This is a genomic window from Arthrobacter sp. 05T410 (assembly GCF_056396505.1).
Genome location: NZ_JBFTLP010000023.1, coordinates 1 through 24,975, shown reverse-complemented (window position 1 = coordinate 24,975; position 24,975 = coordinate 1). Strand labels below are relative to the sequence as shown.

At 68.8% G+C, this 24,975-nt stretch carries 16 protein-coding genes and 2 tRNA genes; 13 read left to right on the top strand and 5 right to left on the bottom strand.

The genetic code is table 11. From position 1 onward, the window contains the following. Nucleotides 1-128: 128 nt before the first annotated feature. Both AC1DFR_RS19235 and AC1DFR_RS19230 read right to left on the bottom strand, forming a co-directional pair. Entirely contained in the window at nucleotides 129-665 is a 537-nt protein-coding gene (locus AC1DFR_RS19235) for a PadR family transcriptional regulator (RefSeq protein ID WP_223914389.1), read from the bottom strand. Nucleotides 666-842: 177 nt separating this feature from the next. Further along, nucleotides 843-1,826 carry an NAD(P)H-quinone oxidoreductase gene (locus AC1DFR_RS19230; protein WP_476874207.1) on the bottom strand — a complete coding sequence of 328 codons (984 nt, stop codon included), beginning with the start codon at nucleotides 1,824-1,826 and terminating at the stop codon, nucleotides 843-845. A gap of 163 nt (nucleotides 1,827-1,989) precedes the next feature. On the opposite strand from AC1DFR_RS19230, the gene AC1DFR_RS19225 reads away from it, so the two are divergent. Then, nucleotides 1,990-2,077: transfer RNA gene (locus tag AC1DFR_RS19225), tRNA-Ser, on the top strand. A gap of 759 nt (nucleotides 2,078-2,836) precedes the next feature. Further along, nucleotides 2,837-3,118 carry a YciI family protein gene (locus AC1DFR_RS19220; protein WP_476874206.1) on the top strand — a complete coding sequence of 94 codons (282 nt, stop codon included), beginning with the start codon at nucleotides 2,837-2,839 and terminating at the stop codon, nucleotides 3,116-3,118. Between the two features lie 55 nt (nucleotides 3,119-3,173). Here AC1DFR_RS19220 and AC1DFR_RS19215 read toward each other — a convergent pair whose 3' ends face one another. Beyond that, nucleotides 3,174-4,061: a helix-turn-helix transcriptional regulator gene (locus tag AC1DFR_RS19215; RefSeq protein ID WP_476874205.1), complete on the bottom strand. Its 888-nt coding sequence runs from the start codon at nucleotides 4,059-4,061 to the stop codon at nucleotides 3,174-3,176. 231 nt (nucleotides 4,062-4,292) lie between these two features. Between AC1DFR_RS19215 and AC1DFR_RS19210 the strand changes: the two genes are divergently transcribed. From AC1DFR_RS19210 to AC1DFR_RS19200, 3 genes are all read left to right on the top strand, one after another. Further along, a complete protein-coding gene (locus AC1DFR_RS19210; protein WP_476874204.1) occupies nucleotides 4,293-5,552 on the top strand; it encodes an MFS transporter in 1,260 nt (419 codons plus the stop codon). Between the two features lie 125 nt (nucleotides 5,553-5,677). Further along, complete coding sequence (locus tag AC1DFR_RS19205; protein ID WP_476874203.1) at nucleotides 5,678-6,481, top strand: VOC family protein; 804 nt, start codon at nucleotides 5,678-5,680, stop codon at nucleotides 6,479-6,481. A 374-nt stretch (nucleotides 6,482-6,855) separates the two neighbouring features. After that, nucleotides 6,856-11,427, top strand: coding sequence for an ExeM/NucH family extracellular endonuclease (locus AC1DFR_RS19200; RefSeq protein ID WP_476874202.1), 4,572 nt, complete (start codon nucleotides 6,856-6,858; stop codon nucleotides 11,425-11,427). A gap of 226 nt (nucleotides 11,428-11,653) precedes the next feature. On the opposite strand, the gene AC1DFR_RS19195 is transcribed toward AC1DFR_RS19200, so the two are convergent. Continuing rightward, complete coding sequence (locus tag AC1DFR_RS19195; RefSeq protein ID WP_476874201.1) at nucleotides 11,654-13,876, bottom strand: FAD/NAD(P)-binding protein; 2,223 nt, start codon at nucleotides 13,874-13,876, stop codon at nucleotides 11,654-11,656. Between the two features lie 83 nt (nucleotides 13,877-13,959). On the opposite strand from AC1DFR_RS19195, the gene AC1DFR_RS19190 reads away from it, so the two are divergent. The 4 genes from AC1DFR_RS19190 (at nucleotide 13,960) to AC1DFR_RS19175 (ending at nucleotide 19,835) form a co-directional block, all read left to right on the top strand. Continuing rightward, nucleotides 13,960-16,254: a prolyl oligopeptidase family serine peptidase gene (locus tag AC1DFR_RS19190; protein ID WP_476874200.1), complete on the top strand. Its 2,295-nt coding sequence runs from the start codon at nucleotides 13,960-13,962 to the stop codon at nucleotides 16,252-16,254. Between the two features lie 146 nt (nucleotides 16,255-16,400). Continuing rightward, a tRNA-Ser gene (locus tag AC1DFR_RS19185) sits at nucleotides 16,401-16,488 on the top strand. Nucleotides 16,489-16,660: 172 nt separating this feature from the next. Further along, nucleotides 16,661-18,292: a phytoene desaturase family protein gene (locus AC1DFR_RS19180; protein ID WP_476874199.1), complete on the top strand. Its 1,632-nt coding sequence runs from the start codon at nucleotides 16,661-16,663 to the stop codon at nucleotides 18,290-18,292. A 73-nt stretch (nucleotides 18,293-18,365) separates the two neighbouring features. Next, nucleotides 18,366-19,835 (top strand): MFS transporter, encoded by a 1,470-nt coding sequence (locus AC1DFR_RS19175; RefSeq protein WP_476874198.1) that lies wholly within the window; start codon nucleotides 18,366-18,368, stop codon nucleotides 19,833-19,835. Here the strand turns inward: AC1DFR_RS19175 and AC1DFR_RS19170 are convergent. Next, a complete protein-coding gene (locus tag AC1DFR_RS19170) occupies nucleotides 19,780-21,960 on the bottom strand; it encodes a RecQ family ATP-dependent DNA helicase (protein WP_476874197.1) in 2,181 nt (726 codons plus the stop codon). The genes AC1DFR_RS19175 and AC1DFR_RS19170 overlap by 56 nt on opposite strands. A 123-nt stretch (nucleotides 21,961-22,083) precedes the next feature. Here AC1DFR_RS19170 and AC1DFR_RS19165 point away from each other — a divergent pair, with 123 nt between their 5' ends. The 4 genes from AC1DFR_RS19165 to AC1DFR_RS19150 all read left to right on the top strand — a co-directional run. After that, nucleotides 22,084-23,502 (top strand): phosphomannomutase/phosphoglucomutase, encoded by a 1,419-nt coding sequence (locus AC1DFR_RS19165; protein WP_223914399.1) that lies wholly within the window; start codon nucleotides 22,084-22,086, stop codon nucleotides 23,500-23,502. Between the two features lie 2 nt (nucleotides 23,503-23,504). Then, a complete protein-coding gene (locus AC1DFR_RS19160) occupies nucleotides 23,505-23,990 on the top strand; it encodes a hypothetical protein (protein WP_476860413.1) in 486 nt (161 codons plus the stop codon). A gap of 20 nt (nucleotides 23,991-24,010) precedes the next feature. After that, nucleotides 24,011-24,460: an RrF2 family transcriptional regulator gene (locus AC1DFR_RS19155; RefSeq protein ID WP_230009078.1), complete on the top strand. Its 450-nt coding sequence runs from the start codon at nucleotides 24,011-24,013 to the stop codon at nucleotides 24,458-24,460. Between the two features lie 194 nt (nucleotides 24,461-24,654). Continuing rightward, nucleotides 24,655-24,975: CBM96 family carbohydrate-binding protein (locus AC1DFR_RS19150; RefSeq protein ID WP_476874196.1), on the top strand; the 321-nt coding region annotated here is incomplete at its 3' end.

The window sequence follows — 24,975 nt, the reverse complement described above, 5'->3', positions numbered from 1 at the left end:
TCCTTGAGAAACCCAGCTGGGCAGTCCACCGGTACAGAACTGCCCTCCGGCACCCTACCAATGCGGGCGGGTCCCGGTCGGGTCCCTGCGCCCGGCGGTGTGGATTGCGCGACGAGCGGTCGGCCCGGCTACGCCCGGAGGTTGCTGAGCTGCACGAGGCGGGCCTCGCAGAGGTCCAGCCAGCGCACCTCGGCTTCGGTCTGGAAGATGAGGGAATCCAGCACCAGGAGCCTGGCGGTGTCGGCCGGGCGCTGAAGCGCGGCCGTGTCGCGGCGGGACTTGGTGTAGTCCTGCAGCGCGCGGATGGAGACCGTCCGCTGGGCCTGGATGATGGCGCCGACGTCTGTCCCGGGAATCGTGAGGCCGAGGGCGAGCTTGATGGCCAGTTCATTCCGGGGCGGATTCGCGCGGGATACCGGGGCCGTGAACCAGGAGCCGACTTCGGTCCGGCCGGCCGTGGTGATGCTGTAGATGACGTGCCCGTCGCCGTCGCCGCCGTCTTTGCGGACCAGCCCGTCGCGTTCCAGCCGGTCCAGGGTGGTGTAGACCTGTCCGATGTTCAGCGGCCAGGAGGACCCGGTGCGGTCCTCGAATTCGGTCCTGAGCTGGTACCCGTAGCGCGGGCGGTCCTGCAAGAGGGCGAGGAGACTGTGACGGATAGACATGGCGCCCCCGGAATCGCTAAGTCACGAAATCACACAGCATACACGCGCCCCAAGACGCGTGTATACCGCGTATGGAACCACGCTATCGTCTTTGGTGTCCTTGCCGCAAAACAGCGCATGCCCCGCACGGAATAAGTCGGCCCGGACCTGCGGTTTCAGGCCGGATCCGGCACCCCGCTACATGACCAGCAGGACCTTGCCCACGTGGTCGCCGGAGTCGAAGTAGGTGTGTGCGGCGGCGACCTGGTCCAGCGGGAAGCTCTTGGCCACGAGGGGCCGGATCCTGCCGTCGGTCAGCATCGGCCACACGGCGTCGCGGACGGCGTTCATGATCACGGTCTTTTCCTCGACCGGGCGGGGACGCAGCGCGGTGGCGATGATGGCGGCCCGTTTCTGCAGCAGCTGGCCAAGGTCCAGTTCCGCCCTTGCGCCGCCCTGCAGCCCGATCACCACGAGGCGGCCGTAGTCGGCGAGAGCATCGATGTTCTGCTCGAGGTATTTGGCCCCGACGACGTCGAGGATGACGTCCGCGCCCTTTCCGCCGTTTTGCGCGCGCAGGCTCGCCGGGAAGTCTTCCTCCGCGTAGTTGATGGCGATGTCCGCCCCGAGGAAGGCTTTGGCGGTGCCGACTTTTTCCGCGTTCCCGGCCGTCGTGGCCACGCGGGCGCCAACGGCCTTGGCCAGCTGGATGGCCATGGTGCCGATACCGCCTGTGGCTCCGTGGATGAGGACAGTTTCGCCCGGCTGCAGCTGCGCCGTCATGATCAGGTTGGAATAGACCGTCGCCGCGACCTCGGGCAGCGACGCCGCCGTGACCAGATCCACGCCGTCGGGGATCCTCAGGACCTGCCCCGCGGGCACGGCCACCTGCTGGGCGTAGCCGCCGCCGGCGAGCAGCGCCACCACCTTGTCCCCCACGGAAAACGCCTTGGTCACGCCCGGACCGAAGCCTGCGATCCGGCCGGAGACCTCCAGCCCGGGGACCTCCGAGGCGCCCGGGGGCGGCGGGTAGAAGCCCTTGCGCTGCTGGACATCGGCACGGTTAAGGCCCGCGGCCACGACGTCGATCAGCACCTCCCCGGGGCCGGCCACCGGGGCCTGAACCTCACGGACTTCCAGGACCTCGGGTCCGCCGGGCTCTGATATATAGACAGCCTTCATGGAGCACTCCCGATTCCTAACTGGCTCCGCGCACGTTCGCCGCGATCGCCAGGTCCGATCAACATCACTCCCCAGAATATGGCGGGGAGCTGCACGCGTCCGCAAGCGCACCGTGTTTTTGGTTTTTGTTGCAGCCGACTGCCTATGAAAGACTACTCGTTAGGGAAGGTTGTCCGAGCGGCCGATGGAGCTGGTCTTGAAAACCAGTGTGCGGTGACCCCGTACCAAGAGTTCGAATCTCTTACCTTCCGCGGGAGCGCAGATCTTGCGCGGTTCAGAGGCCGGCCCGGGGCGATCGAAAGATCGTTCCGGCCGGCCTTACTCGTCTCCGCCCCGGAGTGAAACTCCCGACCGGCCCAAGAATCATCTGCTGTCAATGTTGGCCGTGTTGGCGGCCAACTGGCAGCCCAAGGTAACGGTTCTGCACCGTCTTCCAGACCTGACAATAACTTCCGGCCGCATACCTGATACTGAGGTCTCGAGCGGGATAATCACCCCGCCGTCGCAAATATTGGGGGAACAAAAAAGTGGGTCTCAACCGCACCGGGTTTTACGCGCATGTCACAATGGCGGGCATTGCGCTCAGCCTCGTCCTTGCCGGATGTGCATCACGGCCAGGAACTGATCCTGCCGCTGCCGCTCCGCGCTCGACCACGGGGGCCACGGCTGGGGCCGCGCCGACCGTGACGGCCACACCAACCGCCACTCCAGCACCGGTGGCGCCGACCGCCAGCGCGGCACCCCCGGTTGCGGCGCCTGCCCCGTCAGCGAAGCCTGCAGCACCTGCGCGGAAGACGTTCACTTTCCCGGATGGCCACATTTCCTTCACGTATCCGTCGACCTGGACCGTGCGCACGGTCCTCCCGCCTGCCCGAACCGTCCCCGGCGTTGAAGCGATCGTTTCCGACGGCGCCGGCAACGATCTGCTCTCACTACAAACTGGCTTTACCACTGGTTGCGCAACTGCGCCCACCTCCCGCGAAGTGTTCGATAAGGTGCAGGCTCCGGGAATGACCGCACCGGACGGCACTAAACCCGTTTTTGGGTTCGCCGTGGAATCCTCTTCGACCCGCGATTTTTACGGAATGGGTCTCCGCGACCCTCGATACCTGGAGCAGGGCAAAGGCGTCACCTCAGGCTGCGGGCTCCTGGCCACGGGGAACGGCGGGCTCACCACGAGTGTTCTTTTCAACGACCCCGCGTTCCCGACCCGGGCCGCCGCTAAGGCCTGGATGGCAACAGACCAATACGCCCAGCTCAAGGCGCTGCTCATCAGCCTGAACTACGTCTAAGGCAACTCCGGCGCCGGGTAACACGCTCGCTGGCGGGCACGGAACTTTCCCTCCGTCAGCTGGTTGCCCGGCGCCGTTCGATCGTGGCGTCTTCGCTTGCACTCCAGCTGGCGAGGAGGTGCAGCCGTTCCGCTGAGGGCGAGCCCGGCTCGGCGGTGTAGACCATGAGGACCAGGCCCGGTTCCGCGGTGATCGCCAGTTCCTCGTAGGCCAGCGTGAGTTCGCCGGCCACGGGGTGGTGAAAGCGTTTCGTGCCGGACCCGTGGGTCCGCACATTATGGGCGCCCCACAGTGTCCGAAACGTCTCACTGCGGGTCGACAGTTCGCCGACCAGGTCCTGCATGGTGCGGTCGTGGGGGTCGCGGCCGGCTTCAGCGCGCATGATGCCGACGCACATTTCGCCGAACAAGTCCCAGTCGGGGTAGAAGTCGCGCGAGGCGGGGTCGAGGAACTGGAACCGCGCCAAGTTAGGGGTTCGGCCGCCGTCCCCGATCACCGGAGAGTAGAACGCCCGGCCCAACGCGTTCGTCGCGAGCAGGTTTTGGTACGGGTCGCGAACGAATGCGACGCCCTCGGTGATCGCTTCCAGCGCCCACTGCAGGCTCAGACGCGCCCCTGCCTGGACGGTCGCGCGCCTGCGCGACCGTCCAGAGGTCGGGATGCCGTCTGCGGCGCGGGCCAGATCGAACAAGTGGGCACGCTCGGTGTCGTCAAGCCGGAGGGCCCGGGAGATGGATTCGAGCACGGACGAGGACGCACCGGCGATCGAACCACGCTCCAGCTTGGCGTAGTACTCCACGCTGACGTCGGCGAGGACCGCAACCTCGCTGCGCCTCAATCCGGCCACCCGTCGGTTCGAGCCTGCCGCAAGGCCCGCTTGTTCCGGCGTCAGTCGTGCACGGCGCGACATCAGGAACTCACGCACTTCACCCCGGTTATCCATGCATCAAGGGTAAATCGCTGCGGCCAAACAAGGGGTTCCCTCCCGGTACACGTCTCACCGGGGACTCCCCCGCCCGCGGAAATCGGGCTTGACTGGCCAGAGCGTTGACTGTGCTTCGCGGCCTGCGGAACGGTCGACGACGTCGGGCAAGGCGCCGCTTCCGGTGGCTACGCAGCCACGCTTGACCAACCCCAACGCTGAGGCATTACCGCCACCCACGAAAGGACCCGCATGACGACCGCCCCCACCCGAACACCGGCACAGGAAGCCAGTGCCTTGGTCGACGCCACACCAGAGGGCAGCGCACAAGAAAACAGAGAACAAGAAGACAACGCACAGCAAAGACTGCCCCTGACCGCACTCGTGGTCCTGGCCGCCATGGGATTTATCCTCGTCGCCACCGAGACCATGCCCGCCGGCCTGCTTACTGTCATTGCCGCCGGCCTCCATACCGGCGAAGGTACGGTGGGTCTGCTGGTCAGCGCATACGCCCTCGGAACGGTCATCGTCACCATCCCCGCGATCATGCTGACGCGTGGCATGCGACGAAAGCCGCTGCTGCTCGGCGGTATCGCCGGTCTCGTGCTTGCCACCACGGTCACCGCAGTCTCACCTGATGTGACGTTGTCACTCGTGTCACGATTCTTTGCGGGCGCGTTCTCGGGAATCATCTGGGGAATGCTCGCCGCTTACGGGCGCCGCATCAGCCCGCCCCGGCACGCAGGGTTGTCCTTGGCCATCGTGTCCACCGGGGCGCCCCTCGGATTCGCGTTCGGCACCCCACTCGGCGCCTGGATCGGAACAGCTTTCGATTGGCGCTGGTCCTTCGGTGCCCTGTCCGTCCTCGGGGGCATCGTGGCTGCGCTGGTCCTGGGATGCGTCCCCGACGCCGCCGGCCAACCGCGGGCGTCACGGCTCCCCCTGGGCCGGGTGTTCAAGATCCCCGGCGTCGCCGTCATCCTGGCCGTCATCGTCGCCTGGATGCTCGCCCACAGCACCATCTACACCTACATCGCCCCCTACCTCCGGGCCACCGGCACCGGCCTCTCCGCCAGCCTGGTCCTGCTGGTCTACGGCATCGCGTCCGTCGTCGGGGTCGCCGTCACCGGTGCGCTGCTGGACCGCCACCCGAGGCCCCTCCTTCACCTCAGCGTCACCGTGTTCGTCGCTTCCGGACTCATTCTGCTGATCGGACATGCATCGGCAATGGCCATCCTGATCGCCGCCGCTCTCTGGGGCCTCACCTTCGGCGGCGCATCAGCCCAGGTCCAGGGACCACTCACCACCGCCGGAGGCGACAACGCCGACGTCGCCAATGCATTCCTCCCGGTCGCCTTCAACCTGGCTATCTTCGGCGCGGGCATTCTCGGCGCGCTTCTCCTGACCCCATTCGACGGGCTGGTGCTCCCGGTCGTCATGATCGCCCTCGGCATCACCACCCTGCTGCTCACCCTGTACGGCCGACGCTCGGCATTCCCGCGCCGGCTCTGACTGGCCATGCATTGAAACTGTCCGTGCCCCGTCATAGTCTCTCTGTGTCTCCACCACCCCATCTCCACACAAACCAGAGTCCGGCGGCCACACGTCAACGGCCGCCACAGAGAGCAGGAGCCTCCATGCCCACACCCGAGCACTCCAACGGCGCACCATGTTGGATCGACCTCATGACATCCGATGCCGAGAAGGCCAAGTCGTTCTACGGTGCGCTGTTCGGTTGGACGTACCAGACCGGCGACGAAACAAAATACGGCGGCTACATCACCGCCTGGAAGGACGGCAAGTCCGTCGCCGGCCTGATGCAGAAGCAGGAGGATCAGGCCGCGTGGCCGGACATGTGGTCCACGTACCTGCGCTCGGAGGACGCCGCCGCCACCGTCAAGGCGGCAACGGAACACGGCGGCCAGGTCTACATGCCGCCCATGGACGTCCCCGAACAGGGCAGCATGGCGATGATCGCCGACGCCACGGGCGCGTCGGTCGGCGTGTGGCAGCCGGCTGAGATGAAGGGCTATGAACTGGCGGCCGAGCCCGGCGCCCCGGCGTGGCACGAGCTCCACGCCAAGGACTACGCCGCCGCCGTCAAGTTCTACCAGGACGTGTTCGGCTGGGACACCGACGTCATGAGCGACACCCCGGAGTTCCGCTACACCACCCTGGGCGCGGGCCCGGCGGCCAAGGCCGGGATCATGGACGCGTCTGCCTACCTTCCCGCCGAGGTCCCGTCCAACTGGCAGGTTTACTTCGCCGTGGAAGACGCCGACGCCTCCATCGAGACGGCAGTGTCCCTCGGCGCCAAGGTCATCGACGGGCCGGACAACACCCCGTTCGGCAGGCTCGCCACACTGACCGACCCCACGGGCGCGATGTTCAAGATCGTGGCTGACACCGGACAGGGCGGGCAGTCCGCCACGGACGCCTAACCGGCCAGGACACCAGAGCTCTTCCCACCTAATTACAAAAATTGTTGTAGGAAATACCGGCCAGAGCCTTCCCCGAGGGCTACTGGCCGGTATTCTGCTGTGGAGCGTCCGGTGGAGGCACCCGGACACCGCTCACCCGTATCACCAGTCACCATCGCCCGGGGCTTTCGAGCCGCTCCGGGAAGGCTGCGGCGCGTCCCGCTGGGGGGCGTCCCGCCGAATGCACGTTTAGTCCATACGTTGTTCATTCACCCCTGTTTGGATGGGCCCGGCACGACTTGACCAGGAGTTCTGGCCGGCCACTGTCCGCTGCACCCTGCGGACGCACTGCACCCTGCCCTTTACCCGGGGCACCCTAATGAGAGTTAGAGCGGATGAAAATAACACCCTGGAAAACAGCGCTGGGCTCAGCACTGTCGGCGGCGCTGATAGCAGCTCCACTGGCGGCGGCCGTGCCGGCTAACGCCACCGAACCGTTGCCGGCAGCAACCGGAACCTCGCCGGTGGTCATCAACGAGGCCTATCTCAGCGGCGGCAGCTCCGGCGCGGCCTTCAAAAACAAGTTTGTCGAGCTGTACAACGGCTCCGACGCACCGGTCTCACTGGAGGGCTGGAGTCTCCAGTACCGCTCAGCCCCGGGCACCGGTGCGCCGAGCTCGGTGGCAGCCCTGGCGGGCAGCATTCCCGCCAAGGGCTACTACCTGCTCAAGGGCGGCAGCAACGGCACGGCCGGCACCGACCTGCCGGCGGCCGACGCCACCGCCACCGGTTTCAACCCGGCCGGTGGCGGCGGCACGATCGTGCTGGCCAAACAGGCCACAGCATTCAACCCGCTGCCGACAGGCTCGGTCATCGAACCGGCCAACGTCGCGGACCTCCTCGGCTACGGCACCTCCAACACCTTCGAGGCCCAGGCGGCCGCGGCGCCGTCGGGAAACACCGACGTCAAGAGCATCAACCGCAGCAACGGCGGGGACACCAACAACAACGCCGCCGACTTCGCACTGAACGCAGCCATCACGCCGACGGCGGCCAGTGGCGCTGCCGGCCCCGTGGACCCGCCCGTAGATCCACCCGTGGACCCGGGGCCGGGCACGCCTCCGGCCGCCAAGACCATTGCCGAAATCCAGGGCAACGGCACCGCAAGCCCGCTGGTAGGATCCTCGGTCACCACCCGCGGCAGGGTCACTGCCACGTTCCCCACCGGCGGCTTCGCCGGCTACTACGTCCAGACCCCCGGCACAGGCGGCGATCTCACGCCGGCCAACCACGCGGCGTCGGACGCGGTGTTCGTCTACTCGCCGTCCACAGTCGACGCCGTCAGGATCGGCGACTACGTCGAACTCACCGGCGCAGTCAGCGAATTCTTCGGCATGACCCAGCTGAACGTCGCCGCGGCGGCCGATCTGAAGAAGCTCACCGAGGCCGCCCCCGAGGTCAAGGCCACCGGCTTCGCCCTGCCCGCCGACGAGGCCTTCCGTGAGTCCCTCGAAGGCATGCTGCTCACCCCGCAGGGCCCCGTCACGGTGGCGGACAACTTCTCGCTGAACCAGTACGGCGAGATCGGCCTGGCCGGCGGCACCACCGCGCTGGCGCAGCCCACCGCCGTCGCGCCGTTCGGTTCTGCGGAGTACACCGCCACGGTCGCGGCGAATGCCGCCCGCGGCATCAAGCTCGACGACGGCGCCACCACGAACTTCCTCAAGGACGCCGCCACGAAGGCCCAGGTGCTCCCGTATCTGACCACGGCCGATCACGTCCGGGTCGGCGCGCCGGTGGCGTTCAAAACCAACGTGGTGCTCAGCTACGCGAACAATGCCTGGAAGTTCCAGCCCCTGACCCAGCTGACGGCCGCCAACGCGGACACCGTCCAGCCGGCCAGCTTCGGCGCCACCCGCGCGGACACCCCGGCAGCCGTGGGCGGCAATCTCAAGCTTGCCTCCTTCAACGTGCTGAATTACTTCCCCACCACCGGCGACCAGATCTCCGGCTGCACGTTCTACCCGGACCGGGACGGCAACCCCATCACGGTCAAGGGCGGCTGCGACGTCCGCGGCGCGGCGAACGCGGAGAACTTCAAGCGGCAGCAGGACAAGATCGTCGCGGCGATCTCCAAATCCGGGGCCGACGTCGTCACGCTCATGGAGGTCGAGAACTCGGCCCAGTTCGGCAAGACCCGGGACGACGCCCTCGCCAAGCTCGTGGATGCCCTGAACATCGCCACCCCGGGAATCTGGGACTACGTCCGCACGCCCGCCAACGCACCCCCGCTGGCGGACGAGGACATGATCCGCACCGCGTTCATCTACAAGTTGGCTGTCGCCGAACCGATCGGCGAATCCATCATCCACAACGACACGGTCGCGTTCGCCAGCGCCCGCAAGCCGATGGCCCAGGTCTTCAAGCCGGTCGGCGCCGCCGATGACAAGAAGTTCATCGCGATCGCCAACCACTTCAAGTCCAAGGGCTCCGCCGCGACGCCGGATGACACCGACAAGGGCCAGGGCGCCTCGAACCTGGCGCGCACCGCCCAGGCCAAGTCCCTGCTGGCGTTCGCCGACGAACTGCAGAAGTCCAAGGGCACGGACAAGGTCTTCCTGATCGGTGACTTCAATTCCTACGCCAAGGAGGATCCGATCAACGTCCTCACGGGCGCCGGGTACGTCAACCAGGATGAGAAGGCCAAGAACGCCGACGGGTCCGCCAAGCACTCCTACCTGTTCGGCGGCCTCGTGGGCTCGCTGGACCACATCCTCGCCTCCCCGGCGGCCAACGCCGCCGTCACCGGCGCGGACATCTGGAACATCAACTCCGTGGAATCCGTGGCGCTGGAGTACAGCCGCTACAACAACAACGTCACCGACTACTACGCTCCGGACCAGTTCCGCGCCAGCGACCACGATCCCGTGGTGGTGGGCCTGAACTTGCCCGTCACCCCGGCAAGTGTTGAGCTGAACTTCCTGGGCATCAACGACTTCCATGGCCGCATCGATTCCAACACCGTGTTCTTCGCCGGGACCATCGAGAAGCTGCGCGCCGCCGCTGCCCCGGGCGCCACGGCGTTCATCTCGGCCGGCGACAACATCGGCGCCTCGCTGTTCGCCTCGGCGATCGCCAAGGACCAGCCGACCATCGACGTGCTGAACGCCCTGGACCTGCGCACCTCCGCGGTGGGCAACCACGAGTTCGACGGCGGCTGGGCTGACCTGCGCGACCGCGTCACCGCCGGCGGGACCAACGCCAAGTTCCCGTACCTGGGCGCCAACGTCTACGCCAAAGGCACCACCACCCCGGTCCTGCCGGAATACACGGTCCTGGACATGAACGGCGTGAAGGTCGCCGTGATCGGCACGGTTACGCAGGAGGTGCCGTCCCTGGTCACGCCGTCAGGCATCGCGGACCTTGAATTCGGTGACCCCGTCGACGCGATCAACCGGGTCGCGGCGAAGATCAAGGCGGACAAGCTCGCCGACGTCATCATCGTGGAGAACCACGACGGCGCCGGGTCGGGCGCGCCCGACGGCGCCACTTTGCAGCAGGAAATCGCCGCGGGCGGCCCCTTCGCCAAGATGGTCCAGAAGGTCACCCCGGATGTGGCGGCGATCTTCAACGGCCACACCCACAAGCAGTACGCGTGGGACGCCCCGGTCCTGGATGCGGCGGGCCAGCCCACGGGCAAGACCCGCCCGATTGTCCAGACCGGAAACTACGGCGAGTTCATCGGCCAGATCCAGCTGACCATCGACACCAGCACCATGTCGGTGACCGGGTACAAGGCCGGCAACGTCCAGCGCACCACCAGCGCCGCGCAGCCGGCAGCCGATCTTGTGGCGCAGTACCCGCGCGTCGCGGCCGTCAAGGCCATCGTGGACAAGGCCCTGGCCGACGCCGCGGTGGTCGGCAACCAGCCTGTCGGCAAGGTCACTGCGGATATCACGACGGCGTTCGCCGGTTCCCCGGCTGTGCGCGATGACCGGAGCAGCGAGTCCACCCTCGGCAACCTGGTGGCGGACTCCCTAGTGGATGCGCTGAAGGCGCCGGACCTCGGCGCCGCCGAAATCGGCGTCGTCAACCCGGGCGGCCTGCGCAACGAGCTGTACTACGCGCCCGACGGCACCATCACGTTCGCCGAGGCCAACGCGGTGCTGCCGTTCGTGAACAATCTGTGGACCACGTCCCTCACCGGTTCGCAGTTCAAGACCCTGCTGGAGCAGCAGTGGCAGACCAACCCGGACGGCACGGTTCCCAGCCGTGCGTACCAGCAGCTGGGCCTGTCCAAGAACGTGAACTACACCTACGACGCCGCCCGCTCCGCCGGTGACCGGATCACCTCGATCCGGGTCAACGGTGCAGTGATCGACCCGGCGAAGTCCTACCGGATCGGGACGTTCAATTTCCTGGCCACCGGCGGCGACAACTTCCGCATCTTCAAGGAAGGCGCGGGCACCAAGGACTCCGGGCTCGTGGACCGCGACGCCTGGATCAAGTACCTGCAGGCCCACAACCCGGTCTCGCCGGACTTCGCCCGCCGCTCCGTGGCGGTCGTGAACACGACGGCGGCCGAGGTCAAGGGCGGCGAATCCATCACACTGGCGGTTTCGAAGCTGGACCTCACCTCGCTGGGCAGCCCGGTGAATGCCTCGCTGCGCGCCGAGTTCACGGATGCTGCGGGCACGGTGACGGCCCTGGGTACGGTACCGGTGACCGCCGGCGCCGCCAACGTGAGCGTGGTGGTTCCAGCTGGCGCCGCCGCCGGCACGGGCACCCTGGTGCTTACCGCCGTCGAATCCGGCACTGTGGTGAAAACGGCGGTGAAGGTCGCGGCCAGCGTCCCCGTCCCGCCGAAGTGCACGCCGCCGGTCAAGCCGACCAGGCCCGGGGATCTCGTGGGCCAGGTGAACTACGGGACAGCCATGGCCGCCTACCGGAAGTGCCTCAAGGGCTGATGCCTTAGCCCGGACTTCCTGGTCCCCCACCACGGCACATGCCCTCCCCTGGCCCGCAACACTGGACATAAGCACCAACTGTCCACTGCCCGGCCCCAGGGGAGGGCATGCCCACTCTTGGAGGCAGGCGCGCCGGAGGACATGTCCACTTTTGAGCGACTCCTGAGCGGCGGGCGGGTGCGGGCTAGGGGCTACGGGCTACAGGGTGCGGGCTAGGGGGTGCGGGCTAGGAGGCCAGGATGTCGCGGGCGATCTCGTCGGCGTCGCGCAGGGTGCGCTGGCCGCTGCGGTAGACCGGGCCGGTCTTCGGCCGGGCCTCGGCGGCGATGGCCGTGCCCCATTGCGTGGCGGAGAGCTGAAGCCCGAGCACGTAAAGCCCCGGCGTCACGGACCCATTGGCACCCAGCGGCCGGTAAGGATGCGGGACGACGTCCAGCCCGGAAGTCTGCACCGGGGTCCCCTCCACGCTCATCATGAGGCGCGGCCGCACCAGCCCCTCGGCGAGCAACTGCTCCAACAAGGGCGAAGAGTTGACGGCCACCCGGTTGGCCGGGGCCAGCGCCTCGATCATCGCCGCCGCGGACACGGCACCCGCCCCGGAACCGGACGCGGCGGCCGCCCCAAATCCGGACACAGCGTTCTCCGTCCGGTCCCTTACCGCACCCGCGTGCGCCGTCCCTGATCCAACACCGATCACGCCGGCACTGCCCACAAAACCGCGGACCCCAGCACCGCCCGCGGCAGCACCACCGATGCCGGCAGGCTCCATCGCGGCACCTTCCGCCCCGCCGTCGGCGCTTTCATCCATTCCGCCGCCCACCCATGGTGACGCCGCAGTGAACATCCGGGCCCGCCGGTCCACGCCGAACTTGGGGTCAGGGCCCACGAAGCGCACGATTCCCGCCCGGGCCAGTGCCGCGAGCTGCGCGGAGCGCAGCGCCGGCGGACCGCTCGCCAGGCCTTCCACGAATGATTCGAACCAGCCCCGGAGGCCCGCGACCCAGGATTCGTCCGTGATGCCGCTATCGGCCACAGCGGTCTTGAGCACGGCCCGGCCGTGGTGCAGCGCGCCGATCGCCATCTTCACCGGATCGTCCTCACCAAGGGCCGAGCGCCGGGCGTCGTCGAGCAGGTAGTCGACGACGGCGGCGTCCAGTTCGGCTCTGGAGTCAAACGAGCGCCCGGCCAGGGGCGCCGCGAGGCCGAGCAGGTCCAGGCGGCGGGATGCCCGGACATGGACGGCAATCACCGATTCCGCCGTGTGCTCCCACTTGACGGTCGAGTGAGCGTGCGGCCGCAAAGACTCGTCCAGGGCGCGCAGGAACTCGGCCGGGCCGGTCAGGATGGCGTCGGGCTGCGAGCGCGCGAGCGTGGAGTAGTAGGCCCAGACCGCGTCCCGATGCAGGAGCGGCCAGAGGTCGTAGTCGAAGGAGGGCCGGATTCCGGAGTCGGCGAACTTCGCGATCGCGCCCTCAGTGCAGTAGCGCAGCCGGACCGTTCCGGGGTAGTAGCCGGTGAGTGTCGCCTTCGCCCGGTAGGGGGTGCCGCGGCGTGAGGCGGCGATGATGAGCGGTTCGCGGCCGGACGGCAGATACGTCAGTTCAGCGTTGCCCTCTCCGGCAACGAACCGGCCGCCGCGCCCTTCCGTCAGCTGTCCCATCACGTCAAAGAAGTTCAAGCCCATGCCGCGCACCAGGACAGGTTTGCCTCCCGGCACCCGGGACCAGTCGACGTCGGCGGGCGCCGCCGGCGGCACGTACAGGAGACCGAGTTCCTCCGCCGCGGAAAGCAGCTCCCGCTGTTCAGGGTTCAACCGCGCGTCGAGGTGGCCCACGGCCAGCACCACGGAGTCGACGGTAAGTATGGTGCCGTCGTCGAGCACGACGTCGAACCGCACCGCAGCGTCCTCCGCGCCGGCCGGCCCGGAGGCGGCCAGGTCCGGGCCCGGCGCCGCGGCGGCCTCCGCGGCGGCGTGGCGGACGGACGTCGCCCTCGCCGCGTGGAAGTCCACGCTGACGCCGGCCGGCAGCACGGTGAGCAGTTCCTCGAGGGTGGACCGCAGGTAACGGCCGTAAAGGGCCCGGCTGGGGAAGTCCGCCTCGCCGAGCCGTGAGAGCTCGGCACGTTCGTCGTCAGTGAGCGAAGGGTGCGGGTGGGCCTGCTGGAGTTCACGCCACTGGTCGAATGTGCGCCCGGCCAGGGGCGGCACGAGTTCCGGGTCTTCGGGGACCACGGTGGGATAGAAGGACTGCGTGTTCATCAGGTACAGCCGCGACTGTCCGGGCTGCCAGACGTGCCCCGGGCCCGCCGGATAAGGGTCCACCACGTCGATGTGCAGGGTGCCCGCGGAGCCGGCGGAGGCCCAGTTGGCGAGGAGCCGTTCCAGAACGCTCGTGCCCCGGGGACCGGCGCCTATCACTGCCGTCCGGATGCTTCGAGATATGCCCACGGCATCCAGCGTATCGGCAACCGGCCGCCGGCTTGACCTCGGTGTGACTTGCCACTGCCGCACCGATGTTCTTGGATGGGAAAATGACCACCACAGAAGCTGACCACCCGTCCGCGTCCGGCGAGGCCACCGGCGCCCTCCCTGCTGGAGGGACTTCCCCCGAACCCGTCGACGAAAACATCTGGCTGGAGGACATCTACGGCCAGGAGCAGCTGGCGTGGGTCCGTGAACAGAACGCCCGCACCGAGGAGCTCCTCGAGGACGCCGACTACGCCGATCTGGAAGGCCGGATCCTGGAGGTCCTCGACTCCACCGACCGGATCCCCATGGTGGGCAAGCACGGCGAGTGGTACTACAACTTCTGGAAGGACCGGGACAACCCCCGGGGCCTGTGGCGGCGCACCAGCTGGGACAGCTACCGGGCCGGGACCCCCGAGTGGGATGTCCTGCTGGATGTCGACGCCCTCGCCGCCGCCGAGAACCAGGACTGGGTCTTCCACGGCGCCAACTTCCTCCGCCCGGCCCCGGGTGAACCCCACCGGCGGGCCCTGCTGGCGTTCTCCCCCGACGGCGGGGACGCCAACCGCCACCGGGAGTTCGACGTCGAGGCCCGCGGCTTCGTGGACCCGGCCGACGGCGGCTTCGACCTCCCGACCGGCAAGGGCAACGCCTCCTGGCTGGACGGGGACACCCTGCTGGTCGCCACCACCGCCCACGATCTGCCGCGGACCACCTCGTCGTATGCCCGCACCGGGGTGAAGCTGCGCCGCGGCGAGTCCCTGGCCCAGGCCGAGCAGCTGTTCGACATTCCCGAGGACCACATGATGGCGATCGTGGCCCACGACTCCACGCCGGGCTTCGAACGCACGTTTGCCGTCGACTGGATCAGCTTTTTCGAGAAGAACACCTCGGTGCTGCGCGATGGTGCATGGGTGCAGATCGACGTGCCGGCGGACGTGAACCTGAGCTCGCACCGTGAATGGCTGCTGTTCCGCCCGCAGCGTGACTGGACCGTCAACGGCACCACCCACCCGGCGGGCTCCCTGCTCGCGGCCGGCTTCGAGGACTTCCTCGCCGGCTCCCGGGACCTCGCCGTGCTCTTCACCCCCGATCCGCACACCTCCCTGCAGTCCTGGAGCTGGACGCGGGACTTCCTGCTGCTGAACCTGCTCCGGGACGTGTCCTCGGAGATCCACGTCCTGGATCCGCGGCGCCCCGGTACGGACGCCGCGTGGGCCGCCACCGTGCTGGACGCCTGCCCGCCCCTGCACGACGTCAATGCCTTCGCGGTGGATGACGAAGACGACGCCGAAGGCTCGGACGACGACGGTACCGGCGGCGCCGCCTCGGTCGCCGAAGGCGAGGCACCGGGTGCAGGGAACGACTTCTGGCTGGTGGCCACCGGCTTCACGACGCCGACCACCCTGACCCGCGGGACACTCGCCCGCGACAGTGACTGCGGGGCTGCCGAAGGCGTGACCAGCACGCACGAGGTGATCCGGACCTCCCCGTCATTCTTCGACGAGGCGGGCTACGAGGTCCAGCAGCACTTCGCGGCCTCCAGCGACGGCACGATGGTTCCGTACTTCCAGGTGGCCTCCAAGGACCTGGTGCTGGACGGCCAGAACCCGACCCAGCTTTCCGGCTATGGCGGCTTCGAGATTTCGCGGACGCCGGCGTACAGCGGCGCGATCGGCCGGGCATGGCTGGAGCGGCGGACCGCGGAGTCCAGCGGCGTAGAGGGCGAGGGCACGCACCGCCGCGGCGGCGTCTACGTGGTGGCGAACATCCGCGGCGGCGGCGAGTACGGGCCGGACTGGCACCGCGCCGCGCTGCAGGGCAACCGCCACCGGGCGTACGAGGACTTCGCCGCCGTCGCGAAGGACCTGATCTCCCGCGGCGTCACGTCCCGTCAGCGGCTCGGCTGCGTGGGCGGCTCCAACGGCGGACTGCTGGTGGGCAACATGCTCACCCAGTACCCGGAGCTGTTTGGCGCCGTGTCCTGCGGGGTCCCGCTCCTGGACATGCGCCGGTACACCAAACTGTCCGCGGGCTATTCCTGGATCGGCGAATACGGCGACCCCGACGTGCCCGAGCAGTGGGAGTTCCTGAAGACGTTTTCGCCGTACCACCTGCTCAAGGACGGCGTGGACTACCCGGAGACGTTTATTTGGACGGCGACTTCGGATGACCGGGTGGGGCCGGTCCAGGCCCGGAAGATGGCGGCCCGCATGCAGGCCATGGGCATCCCCAATGTCTGGTTCCACGAGGCGCTCGAGGGCGGCCACGCGGGGGCTTCGGACAACCGGCAGGCGGCGGCCCTGCAAAGCCGCAGCCAGCATTTCCTGTGGCGGGCCCTCGCCGGCACCGAGGCGTAAGTCCCACACCCAAGCAACGCGGGGTCACTTAGCGCCCAACCGGAGGCCCCGCATGGGCCGGATCTGACCCCGCGTTGCTCCGGAGCGGCCGTTTTGCACTGCGTGGCACCTTCTGCGTATCCTTGGTTGGCTAGTTATTAGCAATTGGAGACGTGCCAGAGCGGCCGAATGGGCTTCACTGCTAATGAAGTGTGGGGCACAACTCCACCGGGGGTTCAAATCCCCCCGTCTCCGCGTTTGGCCCCGGTCCTCGGACCGGGGCCTTTTGCGTTCCCGGGCAGATCAGGGCGGATCGACGTAGTTCAGTCGCGCTGGTCTGCCCCCAGCAGTCATGTCCCCCGCCCCAGCCCGTCCGGTGGCCGGACGCCTCACGCCCACCGGCGGATCCGGATGGCAGGATAGGCCCATGTCGAGCAACACGGAATTTGACGCCATCATCGTCGGCGGCGGCCACAACGGACTGGCCGCGGCCGCGTACCTGGCCAAGGCCGGGCGGGACGTCCTGGTCCTGGAAAAGCTGGAACACGCCGGCGGCGCAGCGGTATCCGCGCACGCGTTCGACGGCGTCGACGCCCGCCTCTCGCGCTATTCGTACCTCGTCAGCCTCCTGCCCCGGCAGATCATCGACGACCTCGGCCTGCGCATCACGCTGGCGCGGCGGCGCTATTCCTCCTACACCCCGGACCCCGCGGATGCCAGCCGGGCCCTGCTGGTGGACAACGGGGACGAGGCCGCCACGGCCGCGTCGTTCGCCGCCGTCGGCGCTCCCGACGGCGAGTTCGGCGCCTTCACCGCGTTCTACGCCGCGTGCCGGCAGCTCACGGAGGCACTCTGGCCCACCATGACCGCGCCGCTGCTGGCGCGGTCCGCGGCGCGGGGCCTAGCCGCCCGGGCCGGGGCCGACGCGGCGTGGGAGGCCATGATCGAACATCCCATCGGACTTGCGATCAGCCGGGAGCTGGGCAGCGACCTGGTCCGTGGTGTGGTCCTGACGGATGCGCTGATCGGTACCTTCGCCCGGGCTGAGGATGAGGACCTGCAGCAAAACATCTGCTTCCTCTACCACCTGATCGGCGGCGGGACGGGGGACTGGGACGTGCCGGTCGGCGGCATGGGCGCGGTCTCCGGCGAGCTGGAGCGGGCCGCGCGCGACGCCGGCGCGACCATCCTGACCTCCGCGGACGTGACCGCCGTCCGGCCCGGCGGCGCCGTGGACTACCGCCACGGCGGGCGGGACCATTCGTCTTCCGCCCGGTGGGTGTTGTCCAATGTGGCGCCGGTGGTCCTCGACCGGCTGCGCGGCCGGCCTGCCGCCGATCTGTCAGCCGGCGCCGCCGCCGGCCCCAATCCGAACCATCAGCGCGAGGGTGCGCAGGTCAAGGTCAACCTCCTGCTCAAACGCCTCCCGGAGCTGCTGGACGGATCCGTCAGCCCCGAGGCCGCGTTCGGCGGGACGTTCCACATCAACGAGACCTGGTCCCAGCTCGACGCCGCCTACAGCACCGCCGCGGCCGGGTCCGTGCCCTCGCCGCTGCCGTGCGAAATTTACTGCCACTCGCTGACCGACCCCACCATCCTGTCCCCGGAACTGCAGGCCGCCGGCGCCCAGACGCTGACCGTCTTTGGCCTGCACGTCCCGGACCGGCTGGTCACGGCGGAGAACAACGAGGACCGCCGCGCCGAACTGCAGGCGGCCGTCCTGGCCTCCCTGAACTCCGTCCTGGCTGAGCCCGTCGAGGATCTGCTCATGACGGATCCGGACGGGCGGCCCTGCATTGAAACCAAGACCACCCTGGACATCGAACGCGCCGTCGGGATGCCCCGCGGCAACATTTTCCACGGCGGCCTCGACTGGCCGTTCGTGGAGGACGGCGAACCGCTGGACACCCCGGCGCGCCGCTGGGGCGTGGCGACGGATGATCCGCAGATCCTGCTCTGCGGCTCCGGCGCCCGCCGCGGCGGCGCCGTCAGTGCAATCGGCGGACACAACGCCGCCGTGGCTGTGCTGGAATCGGAACCACCCCTGCGCCATGGGTGAACCGGTGCAATGGATGAGCCTGCGCTATGGGTGAACCGGCGCTATGGGTGAACCGGACCGTGGAGACACGCGCATGAACGCCTCCCCGCGCGGCGCGGACCCGGCCGGGGGCAGCTGGAGCCCGCGGCTGGCCCTGCTGGTGGCCGCGACGTTCTTCATGGAATTCCTCGACGGGACCGTCCTGACGACCGCCATACCCAGTATCGCCGCCGATTTCGCGGTGCCGGCCGCCGACGTGAACATCACCATGACCGCCTACCTGATGACGGTGGCGATGGGCATCCCGCTCAGCGGCTGGCTCGCGGAGCGGCTCGGTGCCCGCCGGGTGTTCTGTCTTGCCATCGCTATCTTCACGGCCGCGTCATTGCTCTGCGCGCTCAGCCAGGACCTGACCATGCTGACGCTGAGCCGTGTCCTGCAGGGTGCCGGCGGCGCCATGATGGTCCCGGTGGGCACGCTGGTGGTGCTCCGCGGCACCCCGAAGAAGGATCTGCTGCGCGCTACGGCCTTCCTCGTGTGGCCCGGGCTGCTGGCCCCGGTCCTCGCCCCGCTGGTGGGCGGAGCGCTGACGACCTACCTGTCCTGGCACTGGATCTTCCTGGTCAACCTCCCCCTGGGCTTGGCGGCCTTCCTGGCCGCGCTGCGCCTGGTCCCCCCAGTCCGCGGCGACAGCACGCGGCGCCTGGACTGGCTCGGACTGGTCCTGACCACGCTCGGGGTGGGATCCCTGCTGGTCGGCCTGGAATTGATGGGCGGCCGGGACGCCGGACTGCTGGCGGCCGCGGGGATCGCTGCGGGCCTGCTGTTCCTGGCCGCCGCCGCGGCCTGGATGCGGCGGACCAGCACGCCGCTGTTCAATCTGTCCGTCTTCGGCACGCGGACGTTCCGCGCGACGGCGACGGGAGGCTTTGTGTACCGCCTGACCATCAGCGCGGTGCCGTTCCTGCTGCCGCTGATGTTCCAGGTCGGTTTCGGCTGGGACCCGCTGCGCGCCGGGGCGATGGTGTCGGCCGTGTTCGTGGGGAACATCGGGATCAAGCCCGCCACGACGCCCCTGATCCGGCGTTTCGGGTTCAAGCCCGTCCTGGTGTTCGCGTCGCTGGCCTCCGCGGCCACTTTTGCGCTGTGCGCGCTGCTCGACGCCGGCACGCCGGAACCGCTGATTGTCGCGGTGCTGGTGGCCAGCGGGGCGTTCCGCTCGATCGGATTCTCGGCGTACGCATCCGTGCAGTACGCCGACGTCGTCCCGGCCCAGCTGCCGTCCGCCAACGCCGTCTCCGCGACGCTCGTGCAGCTCGCCACCGCGGCCGGGATCGCGGTCGGGGCACTCCTGCTGCGGGTCTTCGAGGCAGGCAGCCGCGCGGGATCCACCGGGGTCGCCGGTGATCCGGCGGCGCCGTACCGGGCGGCGTTCCTGGCCATCGCGGTCTTGATGCTCCTGAGCACCCTGGACAGCCTGGCCCTCCCCCGCCACGCCGGCGCTGAGGTCAGCCGGCCTGGCCCAGCACCAGCGGCAGAACGGCGCCGGCGCCCGCGAGCCTGAGGGCCCGCCCGGAAACGGTCAGGCTCCAGCGGCTGTCCACGAGGTCGTCCACCAGCATGACGCTCTGGCCACAAATTCCAGCCAGGGCCTCCTCCAGCTCCGGCCCCACCACCAAACGGTCCCAGACGCCGGCGAGCCGGTAGGCGCTGTTCCCGCCGCGGCCGCCGGTGGGTCCGCCGTGATTGAGCTGCAGCTGGCCCAGATACGGGATGCGGCCAATCTCCGAGATCCCGCGGGCCAGGGAATCCACCAGCAACGGCTTCCCGCGGGAGGGCAGGCTGATGATCGCGGCAGGCCGGCCGGCCCCGCTCCAGCCAGCGGTCCGGGCATCTCCGGTGCCCCACTCCCGGAGCACCTGGACGCAGGCCTGAAGCATGCCCGGGTCCACGGGCCGGTCGGGCGCACCGGCGGCGAAGGCCTCCCGCAGGGCCCCGCCCCAGCCAAGGTCCGTCAGGCGCGCCAGCACCCGGCCGTCCGCGAGGGCCTCATCCGGCTTGATCTTGCCCTTGACCGGCACGCCCAGGCGGTCCATGCCGCTGGGCCACTGCAGCCGCGGTTCCAGGACGACGCCGGCCCGGCGCAGGGTCTGCCCGGCGGTCTCCGTGGCGTCCTCGGCGATGTCGGCGCGGAACCAGCGGCCCGCGCAGTTGTCACAGCGGCCGCAGGCGCGGGCCGTTTCATCGTCCAGCACCGAGGTGATGTATTCCATCCGGCAGCCGGCCGTGTCCTGATAGATGACCATCGAGTCCTGTTCATCCACCCGGGCCTCGGCGATCCGGCCGTACCGCTCGGCGTCGTAGTTCCAGGGTTGTCCCGTGGAACGCCAGCCGCCGCCGACGCGTTCGACGGCGCCGTCCACGGCCAGGACTTTCAGCAGCAGCTCCAGCGGGGTGCGGCGCAGGTCCACCCGGGCTTCGAGCGCCACCGTGGACACCGCCGTGCCTGCCTCGGCGAGGGCCGTCAGGACCGCGGCAGCTTTCTCCTCGGACGGCATGGATGCGGTGGCGAAATACTGCCAGATGTCGCGGTCCTCGGATCCCGGCAGCAGCAGGACGTCGGCGTTGGCCGCGCCACGGCCGGCGCGGCCCACCTGCTGGTAGTACGCCACCGGCGACGACGGCGCGCCCAGGTGCACCACGAAGCCGAGGTCCGGCTTGTCGAAACCCATGCCGAGGGCGGAGGTGGCCACGAGCGCCTTGACCTGGTTGTCCTTCAGGAGCTGCTCGGCGCGTTCCCGGTCCGCGGGGTCCGTGCGGCCGGTGTAGGCGAGGACCTCGTGCCCCGCCTCAGCCAGCAGGCGGGCGGTGTCCTCGGCGGCGGACACGGTGAGGGTGTAGATGATGCCGCTGCCCTGCAGATCCTGCAGGTGGGTCAGCAGCCAGCCGAGGCGTTCGCGGGAATCGGGCAGGGTCAGGACACCGAGCCGGAGCGAATCCCGGCCCAGGGCGCCACGGATGGTGAGCACGTCCTTGCCGAGCTGTTCCTCGATGTCATGCACCACCCGGGAGTTGGCCGTGGCGGTGGTGGCGAGCACCGGGACGGTGTCCGGGAGCTGCGTGATGAGGTCCGCGATGCGCCGGTAGTCGGGGCGGAAGTCGTGGCCCCAGTCCGAGATGCAGTGGGCCTCGTCAATCACCAGCAGACCGGTCCGGCGGACGAGCTCGGGCAGCTGGTTTTCCCGGAAGGACGGGTTGGTGAGGCGTTCGGGCGAGACCAGCAGGACGTCCACTTCATCGGCGGCGAGCTGCTCGCGGACAGTGTCCCAGTCCAGCTGGTTTGCTGAGTTGATCGCCACCGCCCGCACCCCGGCCCGCGCCGCGGCCGCGACCTGATCCCGCATGAGGGCCAGGAGCGGGGACACGATCAGGGTGGGCCCGGCGCCGCGGCGGCGCAACAGCAGGGAGGCAACAAAGTACACGGCCGACTTCCCCCAGCCGGTGCGCTGCACCACCAGGGCCCGCCTGCCGCCGTCGACCAGGGCCTCAATGGCCTCGAACTGGCCGTCATGGAACTCGGCTTCAGGATGGCCCACGAGCTCCCGCAGTACATTCTGGGCCTGTTCCCGGGTCGAGGATGGGGTGCCGGCTAGGGCCGTGCTGGAAAGGGCGTTCTGGTTACTGGCCATTGCTTCAGTATCCCAGCCCCCTCCGACAGCCACGAAGCCGGTACCCGCTATGTGCACAATCCGGCGTGTAGACAAGGGCGGGGACAGGCCGGCGCGTCAGGGCCGCAACGTAAGATAAGACGCGTGACTACGGACAAGACAAAGACTTTTGACCTCTCGACCTCGTTCAAGGCCTACGACGTGCGCGGAATCGTGGGGCAATCCATCACCGCGGAGATCGTCGAAGCCGTCGGTGCCGCCTTCGTCGACGTTCTGGAACTCACAGGGCAGACCGTGCTGGTGGGCGGGGACATGCGCCCCTCCTCCCCCGAGTTCGCCAAAGCCTTCGCGAACGGCGCAGCCACCCGCGGCGCCAACGTCCAGCTGCTGGACCTGATCTCCACCGACGAGCTCTACTACGCGTGCGGGGCCCTCAACGCCGCCGGCGCCACGTTCACCGCGAGCCACAACCCGGCCGAATACAACGGCATCAAGATGGCCAAGGCCGGTGCCGTGCCGATCTCCTCCGAAACCGGGCTCATGGAAATCCAGGCCCGCGCCGAGGAATACCTCAACGCCGGCGCCATCCCCGCGGCCGGCAGCACTGGCCTGATTGGCGTGCAGGACGTCCTCAAGGGCTACGCGGAGTACCTGCGCTCCCTGGTGGACCTGCGCGGTTCCCGGCCGCTGAAGGTTGTGGTGGATGCCGGCAACGGCATGGCCGGCCTCACCACCCCGGCCGTGCTTGGCGATGCCCTGCTGCCCAAGCTTCCGCTGGAGATCGTGCCGCTGTACTTCGAGCTCGACGGATCCTTCCCGAACCACCCGGCCAACCCGCTGGAACCGGAAAACCTGCGCGACCTGCAGGCCGCCGTCGTCGAACACGGCGCGGACATCGGCCTGGCCTTCGACGGCGACGCCGACCGCTGCTTCGTGATCGATGAGAAGGGCGAGCCTGTCTCGCCGTCGGCCATCACCGGCATGGTGGCCCGCCGCGAAATCGCCCGTGCCCAGGGCCTCGGTGAAGACACGCCCACCGTCATCCACAACCTGCTGACCTCCCGGGCGGTGCCCGAACTCGTCGAACGCCACGGCGGTCGGCCCGTCCGCACCCGCGTGGGGCACTCCTTCATCAAGGCCGTCATGGCCGCGGAAGGGGCCATCTTCGGCGGGGAACACTCGGCCCACTTCTACTTCCGCGACTTCTGGAATGCGGACACCGGCATGCTGGCCGCCATGCACGTCCTCGCCGCCCTGGGCGAACAGGAGGGCCCGCTCTCCGAACTCGGCCGCGAATACGAGCCGTACCGGTCATCCGGCGAGATCAACTCGGAAATCGAGGACAAGGCCGCCGCGGTCGAGCGGGTCCGCGAGGACTTCCACGACGAGGACGTCGAGGTCGACTACCTCGACGGCAGCACCTTCATCGCCACCGACGGCAGCTACTGGTTCAACCTGCGCCCGTCCAACACCGAACCGTTCCTGCGCCTCAACGTTGAAGCCACGGACGCCGCCACCATGGAACGCGTCCGCGACCGCGTCCTGGCGCTGGTCCGGGGCTAACGGTGGCAGTACACCCGGAAGAATCCGCCAACACCGGATCCTGGCGCGAGTCCGTGCCGGACGCCAGCGCCACGGACCTGGAGAACCTTCTCGGCACCGGCGTCGGTGCCGCGCAGGAGCAGCTGGAACGCAACGGCGGCTTCCTGCCCTTCGCCCTGGTGGTGCAGAACGACGGCGAAGTCCGGCTGGTGGCCGTGACACCCGCGGACGCGAGCGACGGATCGGACGCCGACTTCGACGCGGACGCCATGATCCGGGACCTCCACGAGTTGCTCCGGCAGCACCGGGAAGAGTTCCGGGCCGCCGCCGTCGTCTGCGACATCACGCTGCTCGAGGAAGACTCGGACGCCATCCACGTCGCGGCAGAGCACCAGGACGGCTCCCTGTTCGCCGCCGTACTGCCCTACGCAGCGAAGACCGGGACGCACGAACTCGAGTTCGGCCAGCTGGCCGCCGATACCAACGAGCCCGCCGTCTGGGTGGACTAGACCGCCCTTAGGCTGGGGATATGAAGATCAATGCGTTCGCCGATGTGAGCCTTCGCGCTTTGCTGGTGCTCGCGGCCGCTCCGGACGGCGGGCTCCTGACCACCCAGAGCATCGCCGACGCTGTCGGCACGCCGTACAACCACGTCAGCAAGGCGATGGCGAAGCTGCGCGCACTGGGCCTGATCGACGTCGAACGCGGCCGCAACGGCGGATCCCGGCTGAGCAGCGCCGGCCGGACCGCAACGGTCGGCCAGCTGCTGCGGCAACTCGACACCCGCATGGACCCGGCCGACTGCATTGCCACGGGCGGGACGTGCCCGCTCATCACCGAATGCCGGCTCCGGGCCGCGCTGGCCCGGGCCCGCGAAGCCTTCTATGGCGAACTCGACGGGATCGTGATCGCGTCGCTGCCGACCTCCCGGCAGATGGCGCCCGTCTTTGCCGCGATCGGGCTGCGCCCGGGGCTTTGAGCGGCCCGCTGGCGCTCCGCCGCGGCCCGGCGGGATTCCGGCCCAATCTGGGGAAAACCTTTGGTTTGGCGTCCAAACGCCCTTCCTGGCGGGCCTGCCCATTGACTTCAGGCAGGCACGGGATGACAAAGTACCCCTAGGGAACGTCACCAAGCCGGTATTTTTTGTCTTTCCGGCCAGTCGAAGGGCCGCTGATGAAAAGTATCCGCTGGTTTAGCGCTGCCGGAGCCGCGGCGCTCCTACTGACGTTCATCACCGCCCCCACCGCCCTTGCGGTACCGACGGTGCTGGCGGTGGAGAGTGCGGCGGATACCTACACCTCCGCGTCGGCGCCCACGACGGACTTCGGCACCAGCGGCTCGCTGGCGGTCTACGGCTCACCGGACGCCACGACCGTGCTCCGGTTCCAGGTCCCGGCAGCCCCGGCCGGGCAAACACTGACCGGCGCGATCCTGCGCATACGCACCACCAGCCTGGCCTCCGCCGGCTCCGCCAACACCCTCAACGTCCGCTCG

What these genes read in the sequence shown, in the direction of transcription:
- AC1DFR_RS19155 (WP_230009078.1), top strand. Translation starts at nt 24,011, where the DNA reads ATGAAGATCAATGCGTTCGCCGATGTGAGCCTTCGCGCTTTGCTGGTG.
- AC1DFR_RS19180 (WP_476874199.1), top strand. Translation starts at nt 16,661, where the DNA reads ATGTCGAGCAACACGGAATTTGACGCCATCATCGTCGGCGGCGGCCAC.
- AC1DFR_RS19210 (WP_476874204.1), top strand. Translation starts at nt 4,293, where the DNA reads ATGACGACCGCCCCCACCCGAACACCGGCACAGGAAGCCAGTGCCTTG.
- AC1DFR_RS19175 (WP_476874198.1), top strand. Translation starts at nt 18,366, where the DNA reads ATGAACGCCTCCCCGCGCGGCGCGGACCCGGCCGGGGGCAGCTGGAGC.
- AC1DFR_RS19215 (WP_476874205.1), bottom strand. Translation starts at nt 4,061, where the DNA reads ATGGATAACCGGGGTGAAGTGCGTGAGTTCCTGATGTCGCGCCGTGCA.
- AC1DFR_RS19170 (WP_476874197.1), bottom strand. Translation starts at nt 21,960, where the DNA reads ATGGCCAGTAACCAGAACGCCCTTTCCAGCACGGCCCTAGCCGGCACC.
- AC1DFR_RS19205 (WP_476874203.1), top strand. Translation starts at nt 5,678, where the DNA reads ATGCCCACACCCGAGCACTCCAACGGCGCACCATGTTGGATCGACCTC.
- AC1DFR_RS19230 (WP_476874207.1), bottom strand. Translation starts at nt 1,826, where the DNA reads ATGAAGGCTGTCTATATATCAGAGCCCGGCGGACCCGAGGTCCTGGAA.
- AC1DFR_RS19190 (WP_476874200.1), top strand. Translation starts at nt 13,960, where the DNA reads ATGACCACCACAGAAGCTGACCACCCGTCCGCGTCCGGCGAGGCCACC.
- AC1DFR_RS19220 (WP_476874206.1), top strand. Translation starts at nt 2,837, where the DNA reads ATGACCGCACCGGACGGCACTAAACCCGTTTTTGGGTTCGCCGTGGAA.
- AC1DFR_RS19235 (WP_223914389.1), bottom strand. Translation starts at nt 665, where the DNA reads ATGTCTATCCGTCACAGTCTCCTCGCCCTCTTGCAGGACCGCCCGCGC.
- AC1DFR_RS19200 (WP_476874202.1), top strand. Translation starts at nt 6,856, where the DNA reads ATGAAAATAACACCCTGGAAAACAGCGCTGGGCTCAGCACTGTCGGCG.